Here is a 23,215-nt window from a genome sequence, read left to right as displayed (position 1 = left end):
CACCATCAGCCATCGTTGCGGCGTCAATGTGCCGGAAGTGTACTGCTTCTTTCTCTCGGGGAGCGCCGGAAACGGAGAAGGGGAAGGCGCCGTGATCAGGGGGAAGCCCTTCCTCTGCCACCTCACCAGCGTCCTGGACGCCCAGGTCCGACGGCTTGCCGGCAACGAGGGGCATGGCGGCCGTGAATTGCGGCATATCGGCCGCACGCTGGGTTTCGACTTCAATGTCGCTGTACGTGCCGGCGATTGCGTGCTCCTTCGGCTCGCCGCTTCACCGGCGCGGGATCCGCGGCCCTCGTGCTCAGCCACGTCTGGATACGCAGGCGCACGGGCGGGCGGAAGATGCCCCACACTTCTGTTGAGCCGTGCTCGGCAGACGCCCGGTCGCCGCGGTCTGCGGCAGGTGGAACGCGAGGAAGTCTTCCCAGGGCCGCCCCCGCCGTCTGCCGGGAGTGCTTCGTCTTCCGTGCCAGCACCCGGTCCCCGACCGACCGTGGCTCTGGACCACCGTCGGTACGCGCAGGGCAGTGTGCGGGAGACCAAGCGGCGATGCCTGGAAGCAGTATTGAAGGTGTTCGCCTTCTGCCGTCGCCATGTCTCAACGCCTCGTTTTGGAGAGTTCCATGAGCCAATGGCCACTGACCTCTGCCGCCAATGGCGCCCTCTCTCCCGAAGAGAAGCCGTCCGGAATGAACGGCACAGCCAGGCCCGTCCTGGTCGAAGGAACGGAACTGGTCGGTGAGTTCGATGGCTCGGGTTATCGTGAGGCTCCACAGTTGGTAGCGCGCTCTGATGGACAACTCGTGCGTCTTCCCGCGCTGTTGTACTCCATTGCAAAGATGCTGGGCGGCTGCCATCTCGCTCCCCATGGCGAACCGCTCGGCGCCGGCCGTCCCACCGTGGCTGAGATCGCCGATGAGCTCAGCCGGGAATCCGGGCGGCGTTACACCGCCGAGCACGTGACCTTCCTCGTCGACCAGAAACTCGCGCCCCTCGGAATCACCACGTACTGCGACGGCTCACCGCCTCCGCCCAGCACCAAGGCCGACCCATTCCTCGCGTTCAGGTTCCGGATGGAGGTACTTTCGGAGAGCGTCACTTGGTTCCTCTCCGGGCTGTTCGCGTGGCTGCATCGCCCGGTGGCGGTTCTTCTGCTGGTCCCGGCTTTCTTCGGGGGTGAAGTCTGGTTCTGGGCGCAGGACACCGCGGGGGCGCTTCAGGGTGTTCTCTTCTCTCCGGCCAATTTTCTGCTTGTGGTGCTCTTGGCCATTGTCTCCTGCGTGTTCCATGAGATGGGCCATGCCTCGGCCTGCCGGTACGGCGGGGTACGGCCCGGTGCCATGGGGTGCGGCATCTATCTGGTGTGGCCGGCTTTCTATACAGACATCACCAACTCCTACCGGCTGGGACGCGGTGGGCGTATCCGTGCCGACCTGGGCGGCGTCTACTTCAACGCCATCTTCGTCAACGTCCTGGTGCTGGCCTATGTGGCGACGGGGTTCAAGCCCCTTCTCGTGGCGATCCTCTCCGTCAACCTGGAAATCTTCCAACAGCTTCTGCCCACACTCCGGTTCGACGGCTACTACATCATCGCTGATCTGGTCGGCATTCCGGATCTGTTCAAGTACATTGGCCCCATCATCAGGCGAGTACTGTTCCGGCAGCCGCCGGACGAGCGGCTGCGAGCCCTCAAACGGTGGCCCCAGGCGATGGTGACCTTGTGGGTGGTCTGTGTTGTTCCGGCACTCGCCCTGCAGCTGGGATATGTCCTCCTGCAGTTGCCTGGTCTCATTCGGGTCGATTGGCAGAGGATCCGAGTGCTGGTGGCCGGCGCCGCTGCCTCCGGAGACTACGTCGTTGCGGGGGCGTCCGCCCTTCAGATCGTGTTGCTGATTCTGCCGATTGCCGGACTGACCATGGTCGTCGTGCAGTTGCTCAAGGCTGTCTTCCGCTTGGCCCGCAGGCAGCTGGTTTCCCGGCAGCGCTGACCTTTGTCTGTATTTGATCACTCATTGCCCTATCTAATATGTGAGGGACGACCACAGACGTGAACAGTGCACGCGAAAGGCGAGATCAGCCATGAGTGGCATACGCGGAAAAGGCGCCGTCGTTCTCGGGATCGCCGGACTGATGGCACCACCCGCCCTCGCGCTCGGCTCCGTACCAGCGATGGCCGTGAGCTGTACGACCATGCCGGGGCCGTACCAGAAGCAGGCGGAGAAGTTCTTAGGCCGGCCGGTCGACGGCAGGCAGTCCGCCGCCGACTGCAAGGCCGTCCAGGCCTTCCAGGACAAACATGGAATCACCCCCGACATCGGCTATGCGGGGCCTGTCACCTGGGGCGTGATGGACCTGATGAATAAGCAGAAGGCCGTCGGGAAAAGCCCCAACAAGGACGGCAAGTGTCCGGTGAACAAGGGCCGGATCGCCTGCCTCAACCTCACCTTCCAGCTGAGCTGGATCCAGGACGGCGGCAAGCTCGTCTACGGGCCGGTGCCCGTGCGCACCGGCCGAGAGGGCTACGAGACCCGTACTGGGCTGAAAAGGATCTACTGGCGGGACATCGACCACTACTCGACCATCTACAACGTGCCGATGCCCTACAGCCAGTTCTTCGACGGCGGACAGGCCTTTCACTCGGTCAGCCTGAGCATGTGGAACCCGCCGGGCTCGCACGGCTGCGTCAACATGACCCGCAAAGATGCCAGGCGGTACTGGGCGCTGCTCAAGAAGGGTGACGACGTATACGTGTACGGCCGAAAGCCGGGCACCTGACGGGGCTGATCCAAAGCCACCTTGGCCTCATCAGGCGTGAGTGAAGGTCAACAGGGACGTGTTCTGACGGTAGAGAACGGGCGCCGGTACCCAGCGGAGGTACGCGTCGCGCAGCATGCGCGGCAGAGGGCGCTCGTACTGTTCGATCATGCTGAGTCTGCGGGAGAGGTGGACCATGCGCCGGGCACGGGCGCGGCGCATCGACTCGTAGGTGCGCAGCCCCTGTATGGGGTCGGTTGCCGAAGCGAGGCTGCGGGCCAGGATGACGGCGTCCTCCACCGCCGTGCCCGCACCCTGACCGAGGCTTGTCAGCATGGGGTGGGCCGCGTCTCCGAGAAGCGTGACGGGTCCCTCGCCCCACCGCTCGAGAAAGGGACGGTCCTGGGCAGGCACGCTGATGATCGCGTGTTCGGGCGTGACCCGGATCGCCTCCTGCACCTCATCCGCCCATCCCAGATAGGCCCGGGCGATCTCGCTCTTGCCGCCGTTCCACGCGCGTGCGGTCGTCGGCGGCATGTTCTTCGTGCCCCACCAGTACGCGTGCCCGTGGCCGATGTCGATGAGCCCGAAGCGCTGCCCGGAACCCCAGTAGTGACGGACGCAGCCTTCGGTGAACCGTGGGTGCGAGAAAGGGGCTGTCGCGAGCCAGCAGACGTACCCGGGTTCGCGTGGTTCCTCGGGCCCGGCTAGCTGACGGCGTATGGCGGAACGAATGCCGTCGGCGCCGATCAGCACATCCCCCTGTACCTCGTGGCCGTCCGTGAACCGCACCCGGACACCGTGCGCCGTGGATGTGTAGTCCACCGCGGAGGCGCCGAGGCGTACGGACCTGTCGCTCAGCTCCTCAAGGAGAGCCTGCTGCAGGGCGGCCCGGTGAATGTTGACACTCGGCACTCCGAGCCGGTCGCCGATCTCCTTGAGCGGCAGTTTCCTGACCAGGCGTCCAGCGGCATCGAGGAAGAGGAAGGATTCGATGGCCCGTCCGCGCCGCTCCAGCCCGAGGTCGATGCCGATGGAGCGCAGGGCGGTCAGTGCGTTGCTCATGAGCGACAGTCCGGTGCCGGCCGGCCAGAGGTCACTGGCCCGCTCGTACACTTCGACCTCGATTCCGACCCGGCGCAGGGCGACAGCGGTGGTGAGGCCGCCGATCCCCGCGCCGATGACAAGCGCCTTGGGTGTCCGCCCCCGCTTCATGCTGTCGTTTCTCCTTCCGGTCCCCGCTCGGGTCGCCTGGTCACCTCACGGATGCGTTCCGCGACGATGGAGACATACGGTTCCTCCATGAGCTGGAGGTGGTCACCGGGGACGTCGACGACGTCGACATGGCCGCTGGTCCACGTCCTCCAGCCGTTTGCCGGGTCGCGGTGCGCGCTGCCGACGGCGTTGTGCGCCCGCTCAAGTACCGAGGGCAGCGGCGCGGTCGCACGCAGGAGGGTGAGCTCCTGGTCGCAGAGGCCCGGACGGTAGTCGAGCAGCGCCTGCCAGTTGGCCCGGAACACCTGGAACAGGCGGCGTACCAGGGCGGTCGATGCACCGTGCGGCAGGGCACCGCTTACCACCGCGCGTTGCGGGATGTGGTCGAACCGCTCCTGCTCGCTCAGCCCCGCGGGAAGGGCAGGCACCGGGGCGTCGCCTCCGCCGTCCAGCCGAAGGAGTTCCCACAGGAACCACTCGGACAGCTGCTCCTCGGACACGCTCCGGAACGTCCCCGGGGTGATCGAATCGAGGAGCACGAGGCGTTCGACAGCCGCCCCGGTGGACTTCAGCCGACGTGCCATCTCATAGGCCACGAAGCCGCCGAACGACCAGCCGCCCAGCGTGTACGGGCCCTCGGGCTGCACCTTCCGGATCGCGTCGAGATAGCTGCGGGCGAGGTCGGGGATGCTGCGGAGCGGTTCCGTTCCCGGTTCGGCTCCTGCCGCCTGAAGGGCGTAGACGGGCTGGTCGTCGGGAAGGTGCTGCGTCAGGCGGGCGTAGCACAGGACGTTGCCGCCGATGGGGTGGACGAAGAACAGGGGCGGCCGTGTGCCGGATCTGCGCAGCGGCACGAGGGGGTCGAAGTTCTGCACCGCGCTGCTGCAGCGCAGCCGGTCGGCGAGCGCATCGACTGTCGGTGCCTCGATGAAGGCGGACAGCGGGACATTCGCCCCGTATCGTTCATCGATCATCGTGACGAGCCGCATGGCCGTCAATGAGGTCCCGCCGAGCTCGAAGAAATCGTCGTACACCCCCGGCGTCGGCGTGTGCAGCAGCTCGGAGAGCATCTCGGCCAGGCTGCTTTCGTATCCGTCGCGTGGTGGGACGTGCTCCGCGGACGCGGCCGCCGGTGCCAAGGGCACGGCGCGCAGCGCGGCGTCGTCCCGCTTGCCGCTCGGTGTCAGTGGCAGGCTCGGCAGCCAGATGAACCGCGAGGGGACCATGTAGTCGGGCAGTGCGGCGCGCAGCCGCCGCCTGAGGTCGCCGAGATCGAGTGAGGCTTCGTCGCCGACCAGGAATGCGGTGAGGAAGGCTGGGGCGCCCTCCGGGCAGCGGGACACGACCGCGACCTCGCGCAGGGCCGACTGGTATCCGGCGAGCTTCTTGACGGCCAGCTCCACTTCGCCGGGTTCGACGCGGAAGCCGCGGATCTTCACCTGTGCATCAGCCCGCTCCAGGCATACGACGGCGCCGCCGGGCAGCACCCGACCGAGGTCGCCGGTGCGGTAGAGCCGGGCACCGGCCGGACCCTGAGGATGCGGGATGAAGCGCTCCCGGGTCAGCTGGGGCTGTCCTTCGTAGCCCTCGGCGAGGCAGTCACCACCGAGGTAGATCTCGCCTTTACCGCCCTCGGGCACCGGATGTAATTGGTCGTCCAGCACCCGCACTTCAACACCGTCGATGGCCCGTCCGATGGGGGGGAGGGCCGGGAAACGGGCCGGGTCCCCCGACATTGGGTAACTCGTCGCCACGTGTGTCTCCGTCGGCCCGTACTGGTTCTCCAGCAGGCAGCCGGGCAGCGCGGCGCACAGCCTGCGGATCTCCTCCGTCACGCGGAGCTGCTCGCCGGAGGAGACCAGGACCCGCAGGCGGCGTGGATGCAGGCCCAACATATCGGCGGTCTCGGCAAGTTGTTGCAGCGCGACATAGGGGAGGAAGACCCGCTCCACGCCCTCCCGATCGAGGAGGTGCAGCAACTCGGGCATGTCGCGGCGCAGCTCGTCGGGGACCAGCAGGAGGGTGCCGCCACCGCACAGCGTGGAGAAGATTTCCTGGAATGAGACATCGAAGCCGAGGGGTGCGAACTGGAGTGTGGTGGCGCCGACGGCGCCGCTCGGTGCGCGGTTCTGCCATGCCACGAGGTTGGCCAGGGCGCGGTGCGGCATGGCCACGCCCTTCGGGTGGCCCGTGGAGCCGGAGGTGAAGAGCACGTACGCGGTGCTCCGCGGCGCGATGGGCGGCAACGGCGGCTCGCTCGTGCGCGTGCCGCGCCCTGCGCCCGCAAGGAGCGACTCGGCGGGCAGTATGTCCAATTGCATTGGCACCAGATGGGCGTGACCGGCGTGCGCGATGACGCGGAACGGGCGTGCCTGCGCGAGCATGTCGGCGATCCGCTCCTGGGGGTAGCTGACGTCCAGCGGGACGCAGGCGGCGCCCGCCTTTGCGACGCCCAGGACCGCGGCGATCATCGCAGGTGAGCGGTCCATGGCGATGCCGATACGGGCCCCTGGCGGCGTACCGAGAGAGAGCAGTCGTCGCGCTACTCCGTCGGCGGCCTGATCCAGCTCCTCGTATGTCCACCGCTCTTCGGCCATGGAGACGGCGGCCGCACGCGGGGTGCGCAGTACCTGGCGCTCGAACCGGCGCACGACGTCACCGGGTTCCTCGGTGAGGAAGCCGAAGCCGGGCTCTTCGTGCGGGTTCTGCACGATCCGTTGCAGGATCTCGGCGTACCGGCGGCCGAACAGGTCGGCCTGGGACGCGGTGAACACGCTGCCGTCGCAGTCGATCCGCAGCTCCAGGTGCCCGTCCCGGGGGTCGGTGATCGCGTTGACCAGGAGCGGGAGGTTCGTCTGCTCCCAGACTTCGAGACCCTCCAGGCGCAGGTACGCCGAGCGCAGCAATGGCCCGAGGACATGGAAGTTGACGTAGTTGAACGCGGTCCGCAGCATGGTGTCGCCGTTGTGACCCGCCTGGGTGGCGCTGAGCGGATAGCGCCGGTGCGGTTGGCTGTCGCGCTCGCTGCTCTGCACTTCGCGCGCGGCTTCGAGCCATGTCCGCGCGGTGCGGCTGAGTCGCACCGGGAGCGTGTTGAGGAACAGTCCGGCGGTCCGCTCCGCCCCGGCGTGCTCCGGGCGTCCATGGGTGACCAGTCCCGTGACGACCCCGTCCGAACCTTGAAGCAGCTTCAATGTGAGGCAGTGTGCGGCGAACAGAACGGACTTGACGGGCATTTCATGGGTATGCGCGAAACGGTGCACCTCTGCCGTGAGCTGGTCGGGCAGGGCGATATGCCGTACGACCAGACCGCTCTCACCGGGAGGTTCGTGCGGCCGGAAGGTGTCCAGGCACGCGAGCGATGCTTCGCCGAGCGAATCGTGCCAGAACTGTCGGCTCTCCTCGGAGGCCAGGGCGCGTCGCTCGTCGAGCGCGTGGGCTGCGAACGACGGCAGCAGGGCTTCGGGCACTGGTGCTATGTCCTTGCCGAGGGCGTACAGGTAGTCCTGGAGCAGCTCGCACAGCACATTCGCCACGCTCCACCCGTCCAGGAGTGCATGATGGAAACTGAGGACCAGGTCCACCGCGCCGGACGGTAGGACGTGCACGCGGAACAGGCACAGCGGGGGCTTGTCGAAGACATACTGGTGATGGCGCCGCTGCTCGATGTGCGCCCGTACCTCGGCCTCGGCCGTCTCGGGGGAGTGCGAGCGGAGATCGGCGACCTGCAGGCTTTCGCCGGCGTCGGCTTGGCGGTGCACGATCTGCAGCGCCTGGGAGAAGCCGGACAGGCGGAACGAGGAGCGCAGAACCGGGTGACGGGCCATGAGCCGCTGGTGCGCCCGGCGGAACGCGGGTTCGTCCCAGTCCATTCGGAGGGTGTAGCGGAAGACGTCGTGGTAGACGGCCGTCTCCTTCTGCTCGCGGCTGTGGTACAGCATTCCAAGCTGGAGCCGGGTGGCTGGATAGGCGTCCTCGGCCTCCGCCAGCCCGGGCATGTCCACGCTGAGGACGAGGTCGAACGGCTTCGGCCAGGGGTCGGCCGTCTCCGCGGTGGCCGGCGCCGTCGACACGTGAGCGGCCAGCCCGGCGACGGTCGGGTAGCGGTGCATGTCGCTGAGCGTGAAGTGCAGCCCCTGCCTCTCAGCCTCCGCACGGATCCTGAGCATCAGGATCGAGTCCCCGCCGAGCGCGTAGTAGTTGTCGTGGATCCCCACAGAACCCACATCCAGCACCTCACGCCAGACAGCGGCGAGAGTCGTCTCGACCGCATCCCGCGGTCGTGCATCCGCCAGGGCACGGGTACGCGGCGGCGCAGGAAGCGCCTGACGGTCGGCCTTGCCGTTCGGGGTCAGCGGAATCCGGTCGATGCGTACGAAATGCGTCGGGATCATGAACTCCGGCAGCGCGGCGCCGAGATGGGATCGCAGCAGCGCAGGGTCGGTTTCCTTGTCGGCGACGTAGTAGCCGACAAGGCGTACGCCGCGGGCGCGGGACATCCGGGCGTCGACCACCGCGCCCCGCACACCGGGACAGGCCGCCAGCCGGCTCTGCACCTCGCCGAGCTCCACGCGGTGGCCGCGGATCTTCACCTGCTCGTCGATCCGGCCGAGGAACTCCAGGGTGCCGTCCGCCAGCCACCGGGCGAGATCGCCCGTGCGGTACATGCGCTCCCCGGGATGGAAGGGATCCGCCACGAATTTCTCGCGGGTCAGCTCCGGACGGCCGAGGTATCCGCGGGCCAGACCGACGCCCGCGATGCAGAGTTCGCCCGGTGCGCCGACGGGCTGCGGTTCGTCGTCCCCGCCCAGCGCATAGAGCCGGATGTTGTCGATCGGCCGGCCGATCGGCACCCTGCTGACGGCCTCGGCCACCTCGGTGGCCCACGGGGCTTCGGGGTGGGGAGCGAGATCGAAGTATGACACGTCGACCGTGGCCTCGGTCGGACCGTAGAGGTTGACCAGCTGCGGGGCCGCCGGGCCGGCCTCGGCGAACAGTCCGTGGAACCGTTGGACGAGGTCGTGTGGCAGGGCTTCGCCACTGCAGAAGACGAAACGCAGATGCTCGGCAGTGGCCGGCAGAGCGGGGTCGCTCTCCAGCAAGTCGAGGAAGGGGCCGAACATGGACGGCACGAAATGCGCCACGTTGACGCCCTGTTCGGCGATCGTACGCAGGATGGCCTGCGGTTCCTTCTCCTGGCCCGTCGGCAGAAGGGCCACGCGCGCCCCCGCGATGGCCCACCAGAACAGCTCCCACACGGAGACGTCGAACGAGCTGGGCGTCTTCTGCAGCAGCACATCGCCGTCACCCAGCGGATAGCGCTTTTGCATCCAGGCCAGACGGTTGACCACTGAGTGGTGCTCGACCATCACGCCCTTGGGCCGACCGGTGGAACCAGAGGTGTAGATGACGTAGGCGAGGTTGCGCGGTCCCGCCACCGGTTCGAGCGGGCCGTCCGGGCCCCGTCGCAGAGCGTCCAGAGTGATCATGCGAGTACCGGTAACGACAGACGACGCTTCCCATCCGCCCTCGCCACGAGTGACCCGGCCGGTGGTCAGGACGGCCTTGGCACCGCTGTCGTTCAGCAGGAAGCGGACGCGGTCTGCCGGGTAGGCCGGGTCGACGGGCACATAGGCGCCACCGGCTTTCAGTACCCCGAGCAGTGCCATCAGCAGCTCGGGGCCGCGCTCCACGAGTACGGCCACCCGGTCATCGGGGCGTAGTCCCTCGGCGCGCAGTCTCCAGGCAACCTGATTGGCACATGCGTCGAGTTCGGCATAGGTCAACGCCGGATGCGCAGCGGTCGCGACGACAGCGATCCGATCGGGCGTGCGGGCGACCTGCTCCTCGAAGAGGCCATGAAGTGTCTTGTCACTCGGGTACGGGGCCTCGGTCGAGTTCCGGGCACGGACGAGATCGTCGTGCTCCTCGGGGGTGAGCATCGGCAGATTCGCCACCGGCTCGTCGGGCTGTTCCACCGCCTGCTTGAGCAACGTCTTGATGTGCCGGGCCGCCGCCTCGATCGGGAAGTCCGCGTCGAAGACATCAAGTGCGTAGTCGAGGTCGACCTGGACGTCGCCGACGTCGTCGAACTCGCGGACGTAGACGGTCAGCGCGTCCTGGGTGAGACCGTTCGGCAGTGCGACTCTTTCGACCGAAAGCCCTGGAATGGTCTCGGGGCTGGGCAGCCGCAGATAGGAGATGGTCACGTCGAAGAGGCGCCGGGGACCGGTGTCGTACGACGGCAGAGCACGCAACAGATCCCCGATGGCCAACCGCTCACGGCGCTTCATCATGAACGAAGACGTCTCGACCTGGTCGGCGATGTCGTGCATCGACAGTCCGCTGTGCGCGGAGACACGGAGCGGAAGCACGCTGGCGAAACTACCGACGGTCTGCTTCGCCGCCATGCCGCGGCGATTGAGCAACGGAATCCCGAGGCCGATCTCCTCGCAGCGATGCACCCGGGAGAGATACGTCGCGAACGTCGCAGTGAGGAACGCGAAAAAGGATCCATCCCGTTCGCGGATCCGGTCGATGAGCTTCCGCTCGAGCAGGAAGGTGTGGCGGGCGCTGCGGCGGACACCACCCGAGGTGCGGTCCGGGCTCTTGGTGGGAAAGAGCGGAGCGGAGAAGTCCGCGAAGGTCTCCTGACAGAAGTCGCGGTCGTGCTGCCACTCGGCCGAACTGCGGTAAAGGGACTCGTCTTCGGCATAAGTGAGATACGAGGGTGGCGTGATTTCCAGAGCGGACCCTGTCCGAATGACGTGCGCATAGTCCGAGAGGATCTGCCGCATGAACTGGTCCATGCCCCAGCCGTCGACGATGACGTGGTGCGCCATCAAGAAGAGGTACCCGACGGACTCGCTCTCGCGCAGCAACGCCATATCGAACGGCCGTCCACCATCCAGATCGAAGGGGCGGCGGGCCGCGCTTTCCATCCAGGCCCGGCAAGCGGCCTGTGGGTTGTCTTGCGCCGACAGATCGACAATCCGAATCTCGGGAACGTCGTCCTCAAGCCACTGCACGGGGGTTCCCTCGCGCTCTGTGAAGCGCAGCTTGAACGCATCGTTACGATGTATGGCTCTCCGGCAGCACGCCTTCAGGACACCGAAATCTGCCTCACCGGAAATCCGTAAGGCCCCGCCGATATTGAAACTGGGCATATCGGGAATGTGAGAACTAGCAGTCCATATGTCTCGCTGATATGCCGTCAGTGACGTTGGCAAGGCCGAACTCATGGTCGTCCCTTCGAAAGTAACGCAGTGAAACGGGGTGACGCGTCGCGGGGGAACGAAACCATGCCGATAATGACACGAGCAAGTTACGCCGAAAATGGTGTGGCACCCCGGCATGTGGCCGTTCGGTCACCGAACAACAAAGCGCCGGAGCGCACGCCGAAGGCCCTGGAGACCACGGTCACAGCACAACTCGGCCATAAGGTCCGTAGACAGACACCGTCGCAACGCCGGAGGCAGTTCCCAGTCAGACACGGTCGAAGACCTCTGCGAGATCTGCCCGGCCAGATACCCCGAGTTTGCGGTAGGCGCTGGTCAGATGGCGCTCCACGGCGCGCGCGGTGACGTGCAGCTTTGCCGCGATCTCCCGGTTCCGGGCGCCGGCGGCGGCCATACGGACCACTCGGAGCTCGCTCGATGTGAGCGTGGACCAACGATCGCCGCCCAAACTGCGGGGCCGGGCCCCCGAGTTGGTCAGCTCAGCACGTGCTCGCTCGACCAATCTGACCGCCCCGCACTGCTGCGCCAAGTCGACCGCGCGGCGCAGGTGCGCCCGTCCGGGGACGAGATCGCCGAGGGCTATTTCAGCTACGCCGTAGTCGATCAGACTACGGACCAGGTCAAGCTTGGCGCTCGCCTCCTCCTGGCGCGCGACCGCAGCTGCCAGCGCGCGCCGGCCCTCCTCGCCGCCTATGACGACGCCCAGCGCCCACAGCGCCCGTCCGACCACCCGGGGGGTGCCCCACCGCTCGGCGAGCTGCAGCTCCTCCTCAACCAGGCGGCGGGCCGGTTCTCGCTCGCCCAACGTGGCGAGCAAGATCGCAGCGTCGGACCGCCACGTCAGCAGTGCCGGGTTCGCAAGCCCGTGCCGCTGCAGCCGGCGCCCGCATTCCAGTACTTGGGTGAGCGCTCCCTGCAGGTCTCCGGATGCCGCCCGCAGCCGACCACCGGCGAGGCTGAGCACGGCGTCCTCCCAGCCGTCCATGTCGCCGTCGCCCTGGTACCCGGCTGTCGCGTGGACAAGAGCCGCCGCCTCCTCCATCCGGCCGCAGTCCAGCAGGACGCTGATCATGTGAGCGGCCGCACTGGTGCGGAAGCAGCTGGATGGCAGCGCGAAGAGCTCGTCGACCGCCGGGGCAACAGCGGCCAGTGCCTCTCGTAGCTCGCCTCGGCGCTGATGCACCATGGAGCGGCCCAGCGCGGCTGCTGCCTGCAAGATGCGTGCGCCGGTGTGTCCCGCTCCGGTTCCGATGTCGTTGAAGACCCTTTCCGCGTCGGACAGATTGTCCGTACAAACCAAGCCGAGTGCCACGAAGTAGGCGAGTTCGGAACAGCCCTCACGGACCATGAGGCCGGACCGGAACGCCTGGGTGGCCAACGCCCGGGTACGTGAGGACGAGCGTCCGGTCAGCGCCGCCTCCAGGGCTTGGACACCCAGTCGCAGAGCTTCGTCACCCGCCGCCAACTCTCGAGGCGGGGCCTTCGTGACGGTCGCGTCCGGCGAGCTTGCAGGGATGGGCAGGCGGTACTGCGCCCCGGTGGCCCGGGCCAGCGTGCACTGAACACGTAACAGTGCCTCGATCTCCTGCCATACAAGCGGAGCGTTGTCGGGCGCCTCGTCAGTGGCGACCGTGGACCAGAGGCTGGCCCCGGTGTCGACAAGGACGTCGACAGCGGCGCCGAGTCTCCCGCAAAGCAAGTGAGCAGTGGACAGCAAAGCGGCCAGTCGGCCACGCCGGTTGGGATCGTCCGCGGTGGCCACGGCCTCGCTGAGGTACCTGCAGGCAACGGCAGGATCCCGGTAGAGAAGTACGCGGCCGAGGTCGGAAAGCAGGTGTTCGCGCTCCTTCCGGCAGACTGGTTGGCGTAGCGCGCGGCGCAAGTACGCCGCGGCATCGTCCGGGGCACAACGGCGGAGCGCGTCTCCCGCGGCGGCACGCAAAGCGGGAACCACCCATGGCTCGGCAATGGGCTGTGCAGCACGCAGCACATGCTCGGCCACCTGCTCGTTGTCGGCGCCGGCGTCGTGGCTCAGCTGGGCGGCGCGGAGCCGGAGTGCGGACCGCTCGGCCATGGTGACCTCGTCTTCCAGCGCTGCGCGCAGGGCCGGGTCGGTGAAGATCATGCCGGGGGCGCTGGGCAGCACCACTCCTATGCGCTCCAGACCTTGGAGGGCTACAGCCGCGGCTCGCTCGTCGAAGCCCGCAAGGGCGGCGACGAGGCGCGCGTCGGCAGCCTCGCCGACAACGGCCGCCAACCGGGCCAGCGTCGCAGTCTCCGCCGACTCCCGGCGAATCCGGGCAAGTGTCATCCGGACGCGTAATGTCCCTGCTAACTCGGCGAGTTCACTCAGCGAGCAGCCCCTGCTGCTCGGCTGCGGACGGCGCAGGGCACTCAGTAGTTCGTGCACCAGCCGAGGGTTGCCGCCGGTGGCGGCCTGAAATGCGTCGGGGAGGCGGGTGTCGCCCCGGTACGAGTCAGGCGGGTTGTCGTGGGGCTGCGTGCCGATACTCCGCCCGAGGAGCCGGTCGATCCCCCCGACGGACAGCGCAGGCAGTTCTATTCGCCGGCATCGAGGGTGGTTCAGCACCTCGTGACCGAACCATCCCCCGGGGGCAGGTGTGGTCGGCCCGGCCACGGTAGAGGTGACCGCGAGGAGAGCGCGTACGCTGTCGAGGCGGCGAGTGAGGTAGCCGAGCCACTGGATGGACTGCTCGTCGCACAGCTCGAGATCGTCCACGGCGATCACCATCGCCTGGTCCCCGCCCAGCACCCGGATCGTCTGGTGCAGGGCATTGAAAACCTCGAACAGCATGGGCGGCGCCGGTGCGGCTCCGGCCGGGGGGACATGTTCGGCTCCCGGCGTCCCCTCGAAAAGCTGCCGTACGACTCCGAAGGGCAAGTGTCGCTCGTCAGCGGAACAGCGTGCTCCCAGAACCTGGACGCCGCGAAGGCGCTCCTGAGCGGTCCATGCGTGGAGCAGTGCCGTCTTCCCCAAGCCGGGAGAGCCTTCGATGAGAACCACGCCACTTGTTCCGCCCCGTGCGCGGCGGGCCAAGTGTTCCAGCTCAGCGAGTTGATCGACGCGCTCGACCAGTTCCACCAACGATGTTCCTTCCCCGAAGGCCGTACCGTGAATTCCTCGAGGAGAGTATGAACTGATCGCGGCTCACCTGCGGCAAGCCCCGGCCGCCGTCCGCAAGCGGGTCCCTTGCCGCATGCTGGCAAACGGCATCACCGGCGTGGTGGCGGGTGCCCGGAGCGGGATTCGAACCCGCACTTGTGCCGCTTTTAAGGCGGTTGCGTCTACCAGTTGCGCCACCCGGGCCGAGGCTCATGCAGGGTCCTCTCGTGAAGGCGGCCTGCGGTGTGCCTCTTATGGGTTGGACGCGACGCGACGGAGGCTGTGACGGTGAGCCCGGTCACATGCGAGTGCCCCGCTCTGGCGGTCACCCTCACGGGTGGACAGCTGCATCGTTTGGCGGCGCCTGGGACCAGGCACACTCAACAAGCCTCCCTGGCTGAAAGGTTGAGATGTGAGACATATCCCGCGGGTATCCAGAGGTCCCCTTCTGTGTACATTGCTGCTTGCTGAACCCGGTCGCCCGCACCAAATTGAAACATCGCAAAAGCGTAAGGAATGAAATGAGTGAGCTGGCCGAACCGTATGATCTGATTGGCGTGGGGATCGACTCGTTCAATGCGAGCCTGGCCGCTCTTGCCGAACCCCTGTCCGACCTGCGTGTCCTCTTTCTGGAGGAGAAATCCAGACTCGCCTGGAACGTAGGCCTGCGCACCGAGGAAGTGCGGGCTTGTATCCCCCTGCTCGGCGATCTGGTGACCCTTGTGGATCCCACCAGCCGATGGTCGTTCGTCTCGTACTTGAGGGCGAACAATCTCCTATTTCCTTTTCTTTCATTGAGGCGGATTCATATCTCTCGTCAGGAGTACGAACACTATTGTCGGTGGGTCGTCGGCTCTTTGCCGCCTTGCGTGTTCGGCCGGTCAGTCGAGTCTGTTCGGTGGGATGCGGAGGACCGGCTCTTTCACGTCGAGCACATGGATTCGTGCGGACGAAAAACCGTGGAGCGCGCGGCTAACGTCGTGCTCGGCGCGGGGGCCGCGCCTGTGGCGACTCCGCCGTCTGGCCAGGGCGCAGCCACAGCCGACGTTTTCCTCAAGCGCTCATGGGAGAGGCCGGAGCGCGATTCGCCGCACCATGTGAACGCTGATAAGACCCAGCCTCAAAAGAACGGAAATGTCCTCATCCCTGAGCAATGGCGGCACGGCAAGAGCAGCGGATTCGATGAAATGATTACCGAGATCTACGACAGCCGCGCCATCGACCGCATTGTCCTCGAAAGAGGCGACATGCCCACGTCTCCCGCCTTCCTTGATCCTCTGGTTTCTTTCATCGAGTGGGATTCCCCCGGCCGCTATGCAGTTGACTCTCACTTCCGAGTCGCTCTCACACCGCAGATCAGCGGTTCGTTGTTCGTGCACAAGGCGGAAATTAACATTCCCGGGCCGGGCGTCTTCAACCTGGGCCTAGGGGCCTGGCGCAGCGCAACCATCATCAACGCGTTGCTTGGCCGCGATCAATACGGCCTCTCCGGTCTGCATGGCGCCCACACCCCAGTCTCTCTGGTCGGGGCTCTGTAGGGCGCGATCCTCAACGCAGTTGGGCGGCATCGCACAAGCGCGGCCTCGTCCACCAGCCAAGCGGGAAATCTGACGTCCGACTACCCCTGCCATATTACGTTCCGTCATAGGCCCACCCGGTGCACATCTATAAGGTAACTGACAGTAACCGGATTTGAGGCAGAGGGGCATGCGACCGGGCGAGCGTGGCATTTTCGCAACGGCTGTGACCGTGATCTGCGCGGCCACCGTGGTGGCGGCGTCTGGCACGGCTTTCACGAGTCCAGGACCGATGCCGGCGTCACCCGCGCCCATTTCCTCCGCCATCTCCCCACAGAACATGGACCTGGGGGCTGTCCGCAAGAAGCTCGACCAGCTGTACCACGACGCGGCCGTCGCGACGGATGCCTACAACGCCGCACAGGAGGCTTACAAGAGGCAGACAGCGCGCATCGACGCGTTGTCCAAGGAAATCGTCCAGGCGCAGCAGAAACTGGCTGGTTTGAAGAACGCGGCCGGTGCTGCGGCCCGCGCCCAGTACCGCACTGGCGGGCTGCCGGCCACCGCCCAGTTCCTGTTCAGCGACGATCCGCAGCAATTCCTGGACGGAGCCGGGGCGATGCTGCAGGGACAGCGGGCGACGAGCAAGCTGATCGTCGAAATGACACGCACGCAAGAGGACTTGAAGCAGTACGCCGAGGACGCCTCCGCGCAGCGGAGCAAGCTGGAGTACGACCGCAAGGCCAAGGCTGCGGCCAGGAAGAAGATTCAGCAGCAGATCGACGAGGCCAAGAAGCTCGAGTCCCGGCTGGAGAAGAGGGAGCAGGATCGGTTGGCCCAGTTGGAACAGGAGGCTGCTCGCCGGGCGCAGACAGCCTGGCTGGGCACCGGCATCCTCAAGGAGATCGACGGCAAGGCCTCCGCACAGGGCAAGCTGGCAGTGCAGTTCGCCACGGCCCAGTTGGGGAAGCCGTATGTGTGGGGTGCCGAGGGTCCGGATTCCTTCGACTGCTCCGGCCTGACCTCCCAGGCCTGGGCGGCGGCCGGTCATCCCATCCCGCGCACCTCGCAGGAGCAGTGGAAGGAGCTCAAGCACATCGACATCAAGGACATGCGCCCCGGCGACCTCATCATCTACTTCCACGACGCCAGTCATGTCGCGATGTACGCCGGCGACGGCCAGATCATCCAGGCCCCGCGTCCGGGCCGTACGGTGACGGTCTCGGGTGCCGGCGCGATGCCCATCCTCGGAGTCGTACGGCCAGACGCCTAACTTGATCTTTAACCTGTGCGGCGGGGCTCTGGGGTGGTTGTCTTCTTCTTTTGCCGTTGCGTTGGTGGTGCTTTCTTGAGTGTGTGCACGTCGTGGCGGGGTGCGGAACGGGTGTTTTTCCGGCCCGGTGGCCGTCCGGGACCGGGGAGGGTTGGTTTCGGTGCTCTGGCGGGGCAGGCGGCCTGTTGGCGGATGTGCCGGAAGCCGCGGCGGACACGGGCGGGAGTGAGCCTGTCCGGAGGGCTGGGTTTCTCCCAGGGTTGGCTGCCGGGGCGGGACGGCCCGCCGCAAGACCAAGAACCCGGTGCCTGCCGACCTGCGGGGCCACCGGCTGCGACGCGGCAGACCGCCAGCCTTCGATCGCGAGGCCTGCAAGCAGCGCAACACCGTCGGGCGGTGCATCAACCGCCTGAAGCAGTGGCGCGGTATCGCGATCCGCTACGAGAAGACCGCGACCATCTACCTGGCCGGTCTCCACATCGCTGGCATCTTCCTCTGGTCCGCCCGGTGATCCGAGCAAAAGTCCCTAGTCGAGAGGGCGCCGGTCTGGGTCTGTCCCTGCCAGTGGTTGATCCCACGACAACGCCCAGCCGTCGTCCGGCACGCCATCAGCCATCTGTCTGAGCTTGGCAAGTACGAATTGGCAGTCGACAGCAGCATCATGCGGGCCGCCCAGCGGCTGGCTGCGGTAGGCGCCCCGCTCGACCGACCACAGCCCCCGCCACACGGAGTAGGGCATCATGGCGTCCTTCCACCGACAGCGGGCCAGCCACTCCTCTGCCGCCACCGGATCTCCATGATGACGAACCAGTTCACGCTGGAAGACAGCGCGGGCGGATTCGCTGTTGTACGACACCAGCGTTCGGCCATGGAGCACATCGGTGAGGGCAGGCAAGAGCTCCCCGAAGGTTGCGGCCCGAGCTACGCGTTTCTGCGTGATGCCGTGCATCTCCAGTGCTGCAGGCTCAATGGCGGCACGCGGCCGCACGTACTCGTCTAAGAGCACGCTCTCGTCCCGGTCCATCACGGCGATCTGCACCATATAGGCGTTGTCCAGACCGGTGGTCTCCAGATCGACGGCCAGCAGTGAGTCATCGGCGAGTAGGTGACGGGCCCAACGAGAAACCCGCTCACGTTCACGTCGCCAGGACGGGGGCCGCCGCATGGCACGGATCGCGTCAGCCAGACTGTCGTGTTCTTCCCTCGTGGCCAGCACCCGCCACACAGGCACCGCGTCGCCGTCGCGTTCGGCGCTCACAGTCCCCAGATACCGGCCGCCGCCGTAGACGGCCCAGATAGGCCGGCTGGTGCCGGCGGGGCGGACCAGCTGCACCTCGTGCTCATCCACGCTACTGAAGAGGTCCCCCTGCCCGTTCGGCTCCGCGAGCGTCACCGCGCTCCCCTTCCCCGGCTATCCCGGCCGCACCATGGATGATCAGCGCAACTGTACGACCGGACGGTGGCGAAGCGTGCCTAAGACACGTGCGGTCACCTGCGAGTCCGCTGCCGGCACGGGACTGGCGAGGATGATTCTGTGCCAGACCTTGCCGAGGCTGTGAAGAGAGGCGACCAGGGATCGACCGCATCCGGCAGATCCCCCTGGAGCGGCGGGTCGGCACCTTGAAGGCGGGGCAGGAGGGTTCGCTCCTGCTGACGAAAACGCACCTTGAGGCCTTTGGTGGCGACAGCACAACAGCGAACTCGACGAAGCCGTCCCCTCCTCGGTCGCTCCACTGATCACCGCACTTGGCTTGGAGCTGCCGATTCGGCTTCGACGAGGAACGTCCGTATTCGCTGGTCAACCGTCAGCCGGAGGCCCGGGGGCCCGGCACCGGCTGCCAAGAATGCCTGGAATCCGCGGCGCCCATGGCCGATAACCAGCAACTCGTGTTCACGCCTTGCGCGGCTGCACCCTGATGCCCCGGCTGAATCGATGACGCACTTCGGCCTCTCTTTTCTGGTAATAGTTGCATGCCGAAATCGCTCAGGCCGCTCATCACTTGAGCCAGGGCCTCGCGGGCGGCGTGCGGTGCCAGCCCGAGATGGTGTGTGGCGGCAGCGATCGCTGCGTCTTCGTCTCCATAGATCATGAGGAGCTCGATGAGGCGAGCGGTGCCGGTACCGACCTGAAATTGCTGGTTGCTGTGTGGGTCGTGGATCAGGGCTATGGCGGTGTTGAACAGCACCACGGGCAGCTCCGCGCCGGCGAGAGTGAGGTCGAGAGCCTGTGTGTATTGGTCTGCGGCGGCGGTCATGCGGTGTGGAAAGCCGGAGACTTTCAGATTGGTCAGGCCTTCCGTGGCCGCTGTGCGAAGTGCGTCCAGGGTGCAGAGGTAGCGGGACAGCCAGGGGCGCTGCTGGTGGGCGACGCGCAGGGTTGGCGTGCGGACTGCCCCGGTGAGACAGCCCGGGCAGCCGGAGCCGGGCGGCCGCCTGATGGCGGACCATGCGGAGGTCAGGGATGCGAGACCGTCGGTGACGAAGCCGAGGGGCATGCCCTGAGGTGTGGTGCTGGCTTCGCCGCTGGCACGGACGAAGAGCCGCTGGCCCGGGCCGCCACAGGTATGAGCGCCGCCCAGGGCGCATAAGTCACCCAGCCGCATCATGGGGTGGAGCAGCGCTGGAGGGAACACGCCGTGCTGCTGAGCCTGATCCGCGTGGTCCAGAAAGGCGTAAAAGTCCTTCTCGCTGGTGATCCGTGCAAAAGTCGGGCCGTCTATCTCGAGGTATGGGGTGAGTATGTACTCCTGCACCTTGACGACGAAGACGTCCCCCACCACCATTTCATCGCCCGGAGCGCCCAGCGAGCCCGTGCAGGGAGCAACGATGGTTTCACCGATTCCGGTAGGAGTGTCGGAGGAAGGGCAGAAAATCGCAGTGCTCTCGTCGCACAAATCACTGTCAAGGATGGCAGGCAGTAGATCGGCCGACTCGGCGAGGATGGTCCTCATGGGCGGGCCGCCATCGGGAGTTGTGAGGGTGCGTGAATGGCCACACCCCCAGGCACTTAAGTGACATAAGATGCATCGCACTCTTACCACCTATTAGCTACTCGAAGCTTGTGTGTCGCGCTCGCTCACCACGTGCGCCGCCATGCCAGACCTTCACGTACACACGGCACTCTCTCAGTGGCAACCCACCTTCCCTGGAGGCCGGCGAGGACTGAGGCCGTCCCACCCATTGCGCACGCAGTGCGACGGCGGTGCAACCGCAGGCACGAACAGCCCGTGATCGGACCCTCAGTCGGGGACCGCCAGTGAGGTCTGTTGCATCGTGGGATCGACGCTTCGTCAAGCCTTCACGCCCGCCCTCCTTGTGGGTCTCGCTTCGGCTCATGTGCACTGGTGGAACGCCTGCGGAGAGGACTTGCCCGTGACCCGTCGCGGGGGCGATCGGGCGATCGGAATCGATCATGTTTCGCCGGTGGTGGCGTGAACTCGGCGCCGAGCGCGGTGCCGGCGCCGGGCATGCCGGCACGGTGGCGTCGGTACGTTCACGAAACCGGCCTTTGATCAGGGCTGACTTGTTCCGCGGCCTCATCGTCCAAGGCCATCGCCCCCGGGGCGGCGGCGGTTCTGGGCAGTGTCTCAAATGGTCTTCAGTGGTGGGTCATGGCTGAGTGATACGTCGCTATGGACTGCCGATTCGGGATGGGAGTTCGTCCGGCCGCTGCTGCCTGAGTCCGTGTGGGGGCGGGAGCGCTCGGACGACCGCACCGTGCTCAACGGGATCGTGCGGAAGTTCCGGACCGGGGTGGCATGGCGGGATGTGCCCGAGCGGTACGGTCCCTGGGCGACACTGCACACTCGCTTGCGCCGGTGGGCCCTGGACGGCTCGTTCGAACGGATGCTCCGGGCCGCGCAGGCGAGGGCGGACGAGGCGGGAGGCATCGACTGGCTCGTGTCGGTCGACTCCACCGTCGTCCGCGCCCACCAGCACGCCGCCGGGGCCCGAAAAGGGGGGCTCCGCAGCCCGGCACTCGGACGTTCCCGAGGTGGCCTGACCAGCAAGATTCACCTGGCCTGCGTCGGCGCCGGCCGCCCGCTCGCCTACACCGTCACGAGCGGGAACACCAACGACTGCACCCAGTTCTCCGCCGTGATGGAAGCGATACGGGTGCCCCGGATCGGCCCGGGACGGTCGCGGGTGCGCCCCCCGCCCACGTGCTGGGCGACAAGGGCTGCGGCTCGCGGGCCATCCGGGCCTGGCTCAGACGGCGGGGCATCGCTCACACCATCCCCGAACGGGTCGGCCAGATTCGAAACCGGCTCCGGCGCGGCAGCCGCGGAGGGCGCCCGCCGGCCTTCGACAAACAGCTCTACACACGACGCAACGTGGTCGAACGCTGCTTCAACCGCTTGAAGCAATGGCGCGGCATCGCCACCCGCTACGACAAGACCAGCGAGTCGTACCAGGCAGCCGTCACCCTCGCATCGCTCCTGATGTGGGCATGACCATTGAAGACACCGCCTAGACCTGGTGGGCCGCCGAGGCCCGGCTGGGCTGGTGAGGCCCGGACGGCAACGTCCGCCTGGTCGTGACCACCGCCGACCCAGCCACCCTGCCGGCCAAGGCGACCTGGTACCTGGCCACCGACCTGCCTCGCCCCGGCTCCCCACGCACCGCTGAATCACCCTACCCACCCGCCACCCTCGCCGAGATCGTACGGATCTACGGGCTGCGGCACTGGGTCGAGCAAGGCTACAAACAAGTCAAGGACGAACTCGGCTGGGCCGACTTCCAAGTCCGCTCCGAAACCGCCATCCGCGGCCACCAGACCCTCGTGAACTGCGCGTTCAGCTTCTGCTGGAACACCTGGTTCGCCCCGCCCCCACCCTTTCCAGCCGACCAGCCAGTCGGGCCTGGCGCTCCGCCAGGCCCGTTAGAGAGGGGGAGAACCCGAGCCCCAACAGCCTCAGCCGGCCTGCTGGCCCCAGGCACTCCGGGCCGTCCGTGGCTGGCTGACGCCTTGGTCCACGCTGCAACCCTACTGGCGGGCATGGTCGGCGAAGCCCCCACCCCTAGCGCTCCAGGAACTGATCAACACCGTCGGCAGTGGCAGACCTCTTGATCCCTACTGCCCGGTCTAACAAACCACCGCTAGTGTCCTGAGTCGGGAATTCGCTGCGTAAGTCCTCGGTGGTTCGCATGATGGCCGGGTGGCGAGGACGGGACGGCCGAAGGCCGAGCTGGTGTTGATCGATGACGAGCGTGAGACGTTGAGCCGCTGGGCCAGGCGTCGGACTTCTTCGCAGGCGCTGGCCCTGCGGTGCCGGATCGTGCTGGAGGGCGCAACCGGCGCTTCGAACAGAGACGTTGCCGCTCTGCTCGGCGTCGAGGAGCATACGGTGAGCAGGTGGCGGGCCCGCTTTGTGCGGGACCGGCTGGAGGGCCTGACCGACGAGCCACGCCCGGGTGGTCCCCGGGAGATCACCGACGCCCAGGTGGAAGAAGTGGTCGTCAAGACACTGGAGACCACGCCGAAGGACGCCACGCATTGGTCTACACGGTCGATGGCCAAGGAAGTGGGCCTCTCCCAGTCGGCCATCACGCCTATCTGGCGGGCCTTTCGGCCTCAAGCCGCACCTGGTGGACCCCTTCAAGCGCTCGAAGGATCCGCAGTGCATCGAGAAGGTCCGCGATGTGGTCGGCCTGTATCTCGCCCCGCCCGAGCACGCGCTGGCGCTGTGTGTGGATGAGAAGATGCAGATCCAGGCGCTGGATCGGCCGGCTCCGGTGCTGCCGATGATGCCGGGCATGCCAGAGCGCCGTACTCACGACTACGTGCGCGGCGGCGTCACCACACTGTCCGCCGCGCTGAACACCGCTACCGGCGAGGTGATCGGCCAGATCCACCGCCGGCACCGTGCCGTGGAGTTCAAGAAGTTCCTCGTCCGCACTTCACGCCTACCAGCTCCTCCTGGCTCAACCGGGCCGAGCGGTGGTTCGCTCTGCTGACGGACAAACAGATACGACGAGGTGTCCACAGGAACGTTCAGTGAACCGTTTTCATCCTGAATATGTGCAGGTCATCAGGGTGTGGACGGCTTGAACTGCTGTGCCGATGCGGCGGGTGGAGCAGCGTGCTCGCCGT

The 23,215-nt window shown here is 66.7% G+C and carries 10 protein-coding genes, 1 tRNA gene and 5 pseudogenes; 8 read left to right on the top strand and 8 right to left on the bottom strand.

The features are described 5' to 3' along the window. The first annotated feature begins 623 nt into the window (after nucleotides 1–623). Both ACZ7GZ_RS38315 and ACZ7GZ_RS38310 read left to right on the top strand, forming a co-directional pair. The gene (locus tag ACZ7GZ_RS38315) at nucleotides 624–1,988 is read left to right on the top strand and encodes a zinc metalloprotease (protein ID WP_471031783.1); all 1,365 of its coding nucleotides are present in this window, start codon (nucleotides 624–626) and stop codon (nucleotides 1,986–1,988) included. Nucleotides 1,989–2,079: 91 nt separating this feature from the next. Further along, nucleotides 2,080–2,775 (top strand): L,D-transpeptidase family protein, encoded by a 696-nt coding sequence (locus ACZ7GZ_RS38310; protein ID WP_471031780.1) that lies wholly within the window; start codon nucleotides 2,080–2,082, stop codon nucleotides 2,773–2,775. 30 nt (nucleotides 2,776–2,805) lie between these two features. Here ACZ7GZ_RS38310 and ACZ7GZ_RS38305 read toward each other — a convergent pair whose 3' ends face one another. The 4 genes from ACZ7GZ_RS38305 to ACZ7GZ_RS38290 form a co-directional block, all read right to left on the bottom strand. Then, entirely contained in the window at nucleotides 2,806–3,969 is a 1,164-nt protein-coding gene (locus ACZ7GZ_RS38305) for an FAD-dependent monooxygenase (protein WP_471031778.1), read from the bottom strand. Beyond that, nucleotides 3,966–11,210, bottom strand: a complete 7,245-nt coding sequence (locus tag ACZ7GZ_RS38300) for an amino acid adenylation domain-containing protein (RefSeq protein WP_471031776.1) — start codon at nucleotides 11,208–11,210, stop codon at nucleotides 3,966–3,968. Before ACZ7GZ_RS38300 ends, ACZ7GZ_RS38305 begins: the two co-directional genes overlap by 4 nt. 244 nt (nucleotides 11,211–11,454) lie before the next feature. Continuing rightward, on the bottom strand, nucleotides 11,455–14,310 hold the full coding sequence (locus tag ACZ7GZ_RS38295; RefSeq protein ID WP_471031773.1) for a helix-turn-helix transcriptional regulator: 2,856 nt from the start codon (nucleotides 14,308–14,310) through the stop codon (nucleotides 11,455–11,457). 150 nt (nucleotides 14,311–14,460) lie between these two features. After that, nucleotides 14,461–14,535, bottom strand: a tRNA-Leu gene (locus ACZ7GZ_RS38290). 317 nt (nucleotides 14,536–14,852) lie between these two features. Between ACZ7GZ_RS38290 and ACZ7GZ_RS38285 the strand changes: the two genes are divergently transcribed. Both ACZ7GZ_RS38285 and ACZ7GZ_RS38280 read left to right on the top strand, forming a co-directional pair. Continuing rightward, nucleotides 14,853–15,869: a SidA/IucD/PvdA family monooxygenase gene (locus ACZ7GZ_RS38285; protein WP_471031772.1), complete on the top strand. Its 1,017-nt coding sequence runs from the start codon at nucleotides 14,853–14,855 to the stop codon at nucleotides 15,867–15,869. Between the two features lie 169 nt (nucleotides 15,870–16,038). Further along, on the top strand, nucleotides 16,039–17,121 hold the full coding sequence (locus ACZ7GZ_RS38280) for a C40 family peptidase (protein ID WP_471031771.1): 1,083 nt from the start codon (nucleotides 16,039–16,041) through the stop codon (nucleotides 17,119–17,121). Nucleotides 17,122–17,129: 8 nt separating this feature from the next. Here the strand turns inward: ACZ7GZ_RS38280 and ACZ7GZ_RS38275 are convergent. After that, nucleotides 17,130–17,384, bottom strand: a pseudogene (locus ACZ7GZ_RS38275) (NF041680 family putative transposase); the annotation flags it as partial. Nucleotides 17,385–17,461: 77 nt separating this feature from the next. Here ACZ7GZ_RS38275 and ACZ7GZ_RS38270 point away from each other — a divergent pair. Beyond that, a pseudogene (locus ACZ7GZ_RS38270) lies at nucleotides 17,462–17,632 on the top strand (IS5/IS1182 family transposase); the annotation flags it as partial. 15 nt (nucleotides 17,633–17,647) lie between these two features. On the opposite strand, the gene ACZ7GZ_RS38265 reads toward ACZ7GZ_RS38270, so the two are convergent. Both ACZ7GZ_RS38265 and mpaB read right to left on the bottom strand, forming a co-directional pair. Next, complete coding sequence (locus ACZ7GZ_RS38265; RefSeq protein WP_471031769.1) at nucleotides 17,648–18,514, bottom strand: 3'-5' exonuclease; 867 nt, start codon at nucleotides 18,512–18,514, stop codon at nucleotides 17,648–17,650. Between the two features lie 412 nt (nucleotides 18,515–18,926). Next, nucleotides 18,927–20,153: a daptide biosynthesis RiPP recognition protein gene (gene mpaB, locus ACZ7GZ_RS38260; RefSeq protein ID WP_471031766.1), complete on the bottom strand. Its 1,227-nt coding sequence runs from the start codon at nucleotides 20,151–20,153 to the stop codon at nucleotides 18,927–18,929. A gap of 559 nt (nucleotides 20,154–20,712) precedes the next feature. On the opposite strand from mpaB, the gene ACZ7GZ_RS38255 reads away from it, so the two are divergent. The 3 genes and pseudogenes from ACZ7GZ_RS38255 to ACZ7GZ_RS38245 all read left to right on the top strand — a co-directional run. After that, nucleotides 20,713–21,575 (top strand): IS5 family transposase gene (locus ACZ7GZ_RS38255; RefSeq protein WP_471031765.1). Its coding sequence is split into 2 segments (ribosomal slippage): nucleotides 20,713–21,279 and nucleotides 21,282–21,575, totalling 861 coding nucleotides; the frame shifts between segments, so codons are not numbered across the junction. Nucleotides 21,576–21,595: 20 nt separating this feature from the next. Continuing rightward, nucleotides 21,596–22,192 (top strand): annotated as a pseudogene (locus ACZ7GZ_RS38250) (IS701 family transposase); the annotation flags it as partial. Between the two features lie 88 nt (nucleotides 22,193–22,280). Next, nucleotides 22,281–23,120: pseudogene (locus ACZ7GZ_RS38245) on the top strand (IS630 family transposase); the annotation flags it as partial. Nucleotides 23,121–23,130: 10 nt separating this feature from the next. Here ACZ7GZ_RS38245 and ACZ7GZ_RS38240 read toward each other — a convergent pair. After that, a pseudogene (locus tag ACZ7GZ_RS38240) lies at nucleotides 23,131–23,215 on the bottom strand (IS5/IS1182 family transposase); the annotation flags it as partial.

The organism is Streptomyces sp. NPDC037288 (assembly GCF_055603265.1).
Note: the sequence above shows the minus strand (reverse complement) of the source record. Positions and strands in the feature narration are given on the sequence as shown.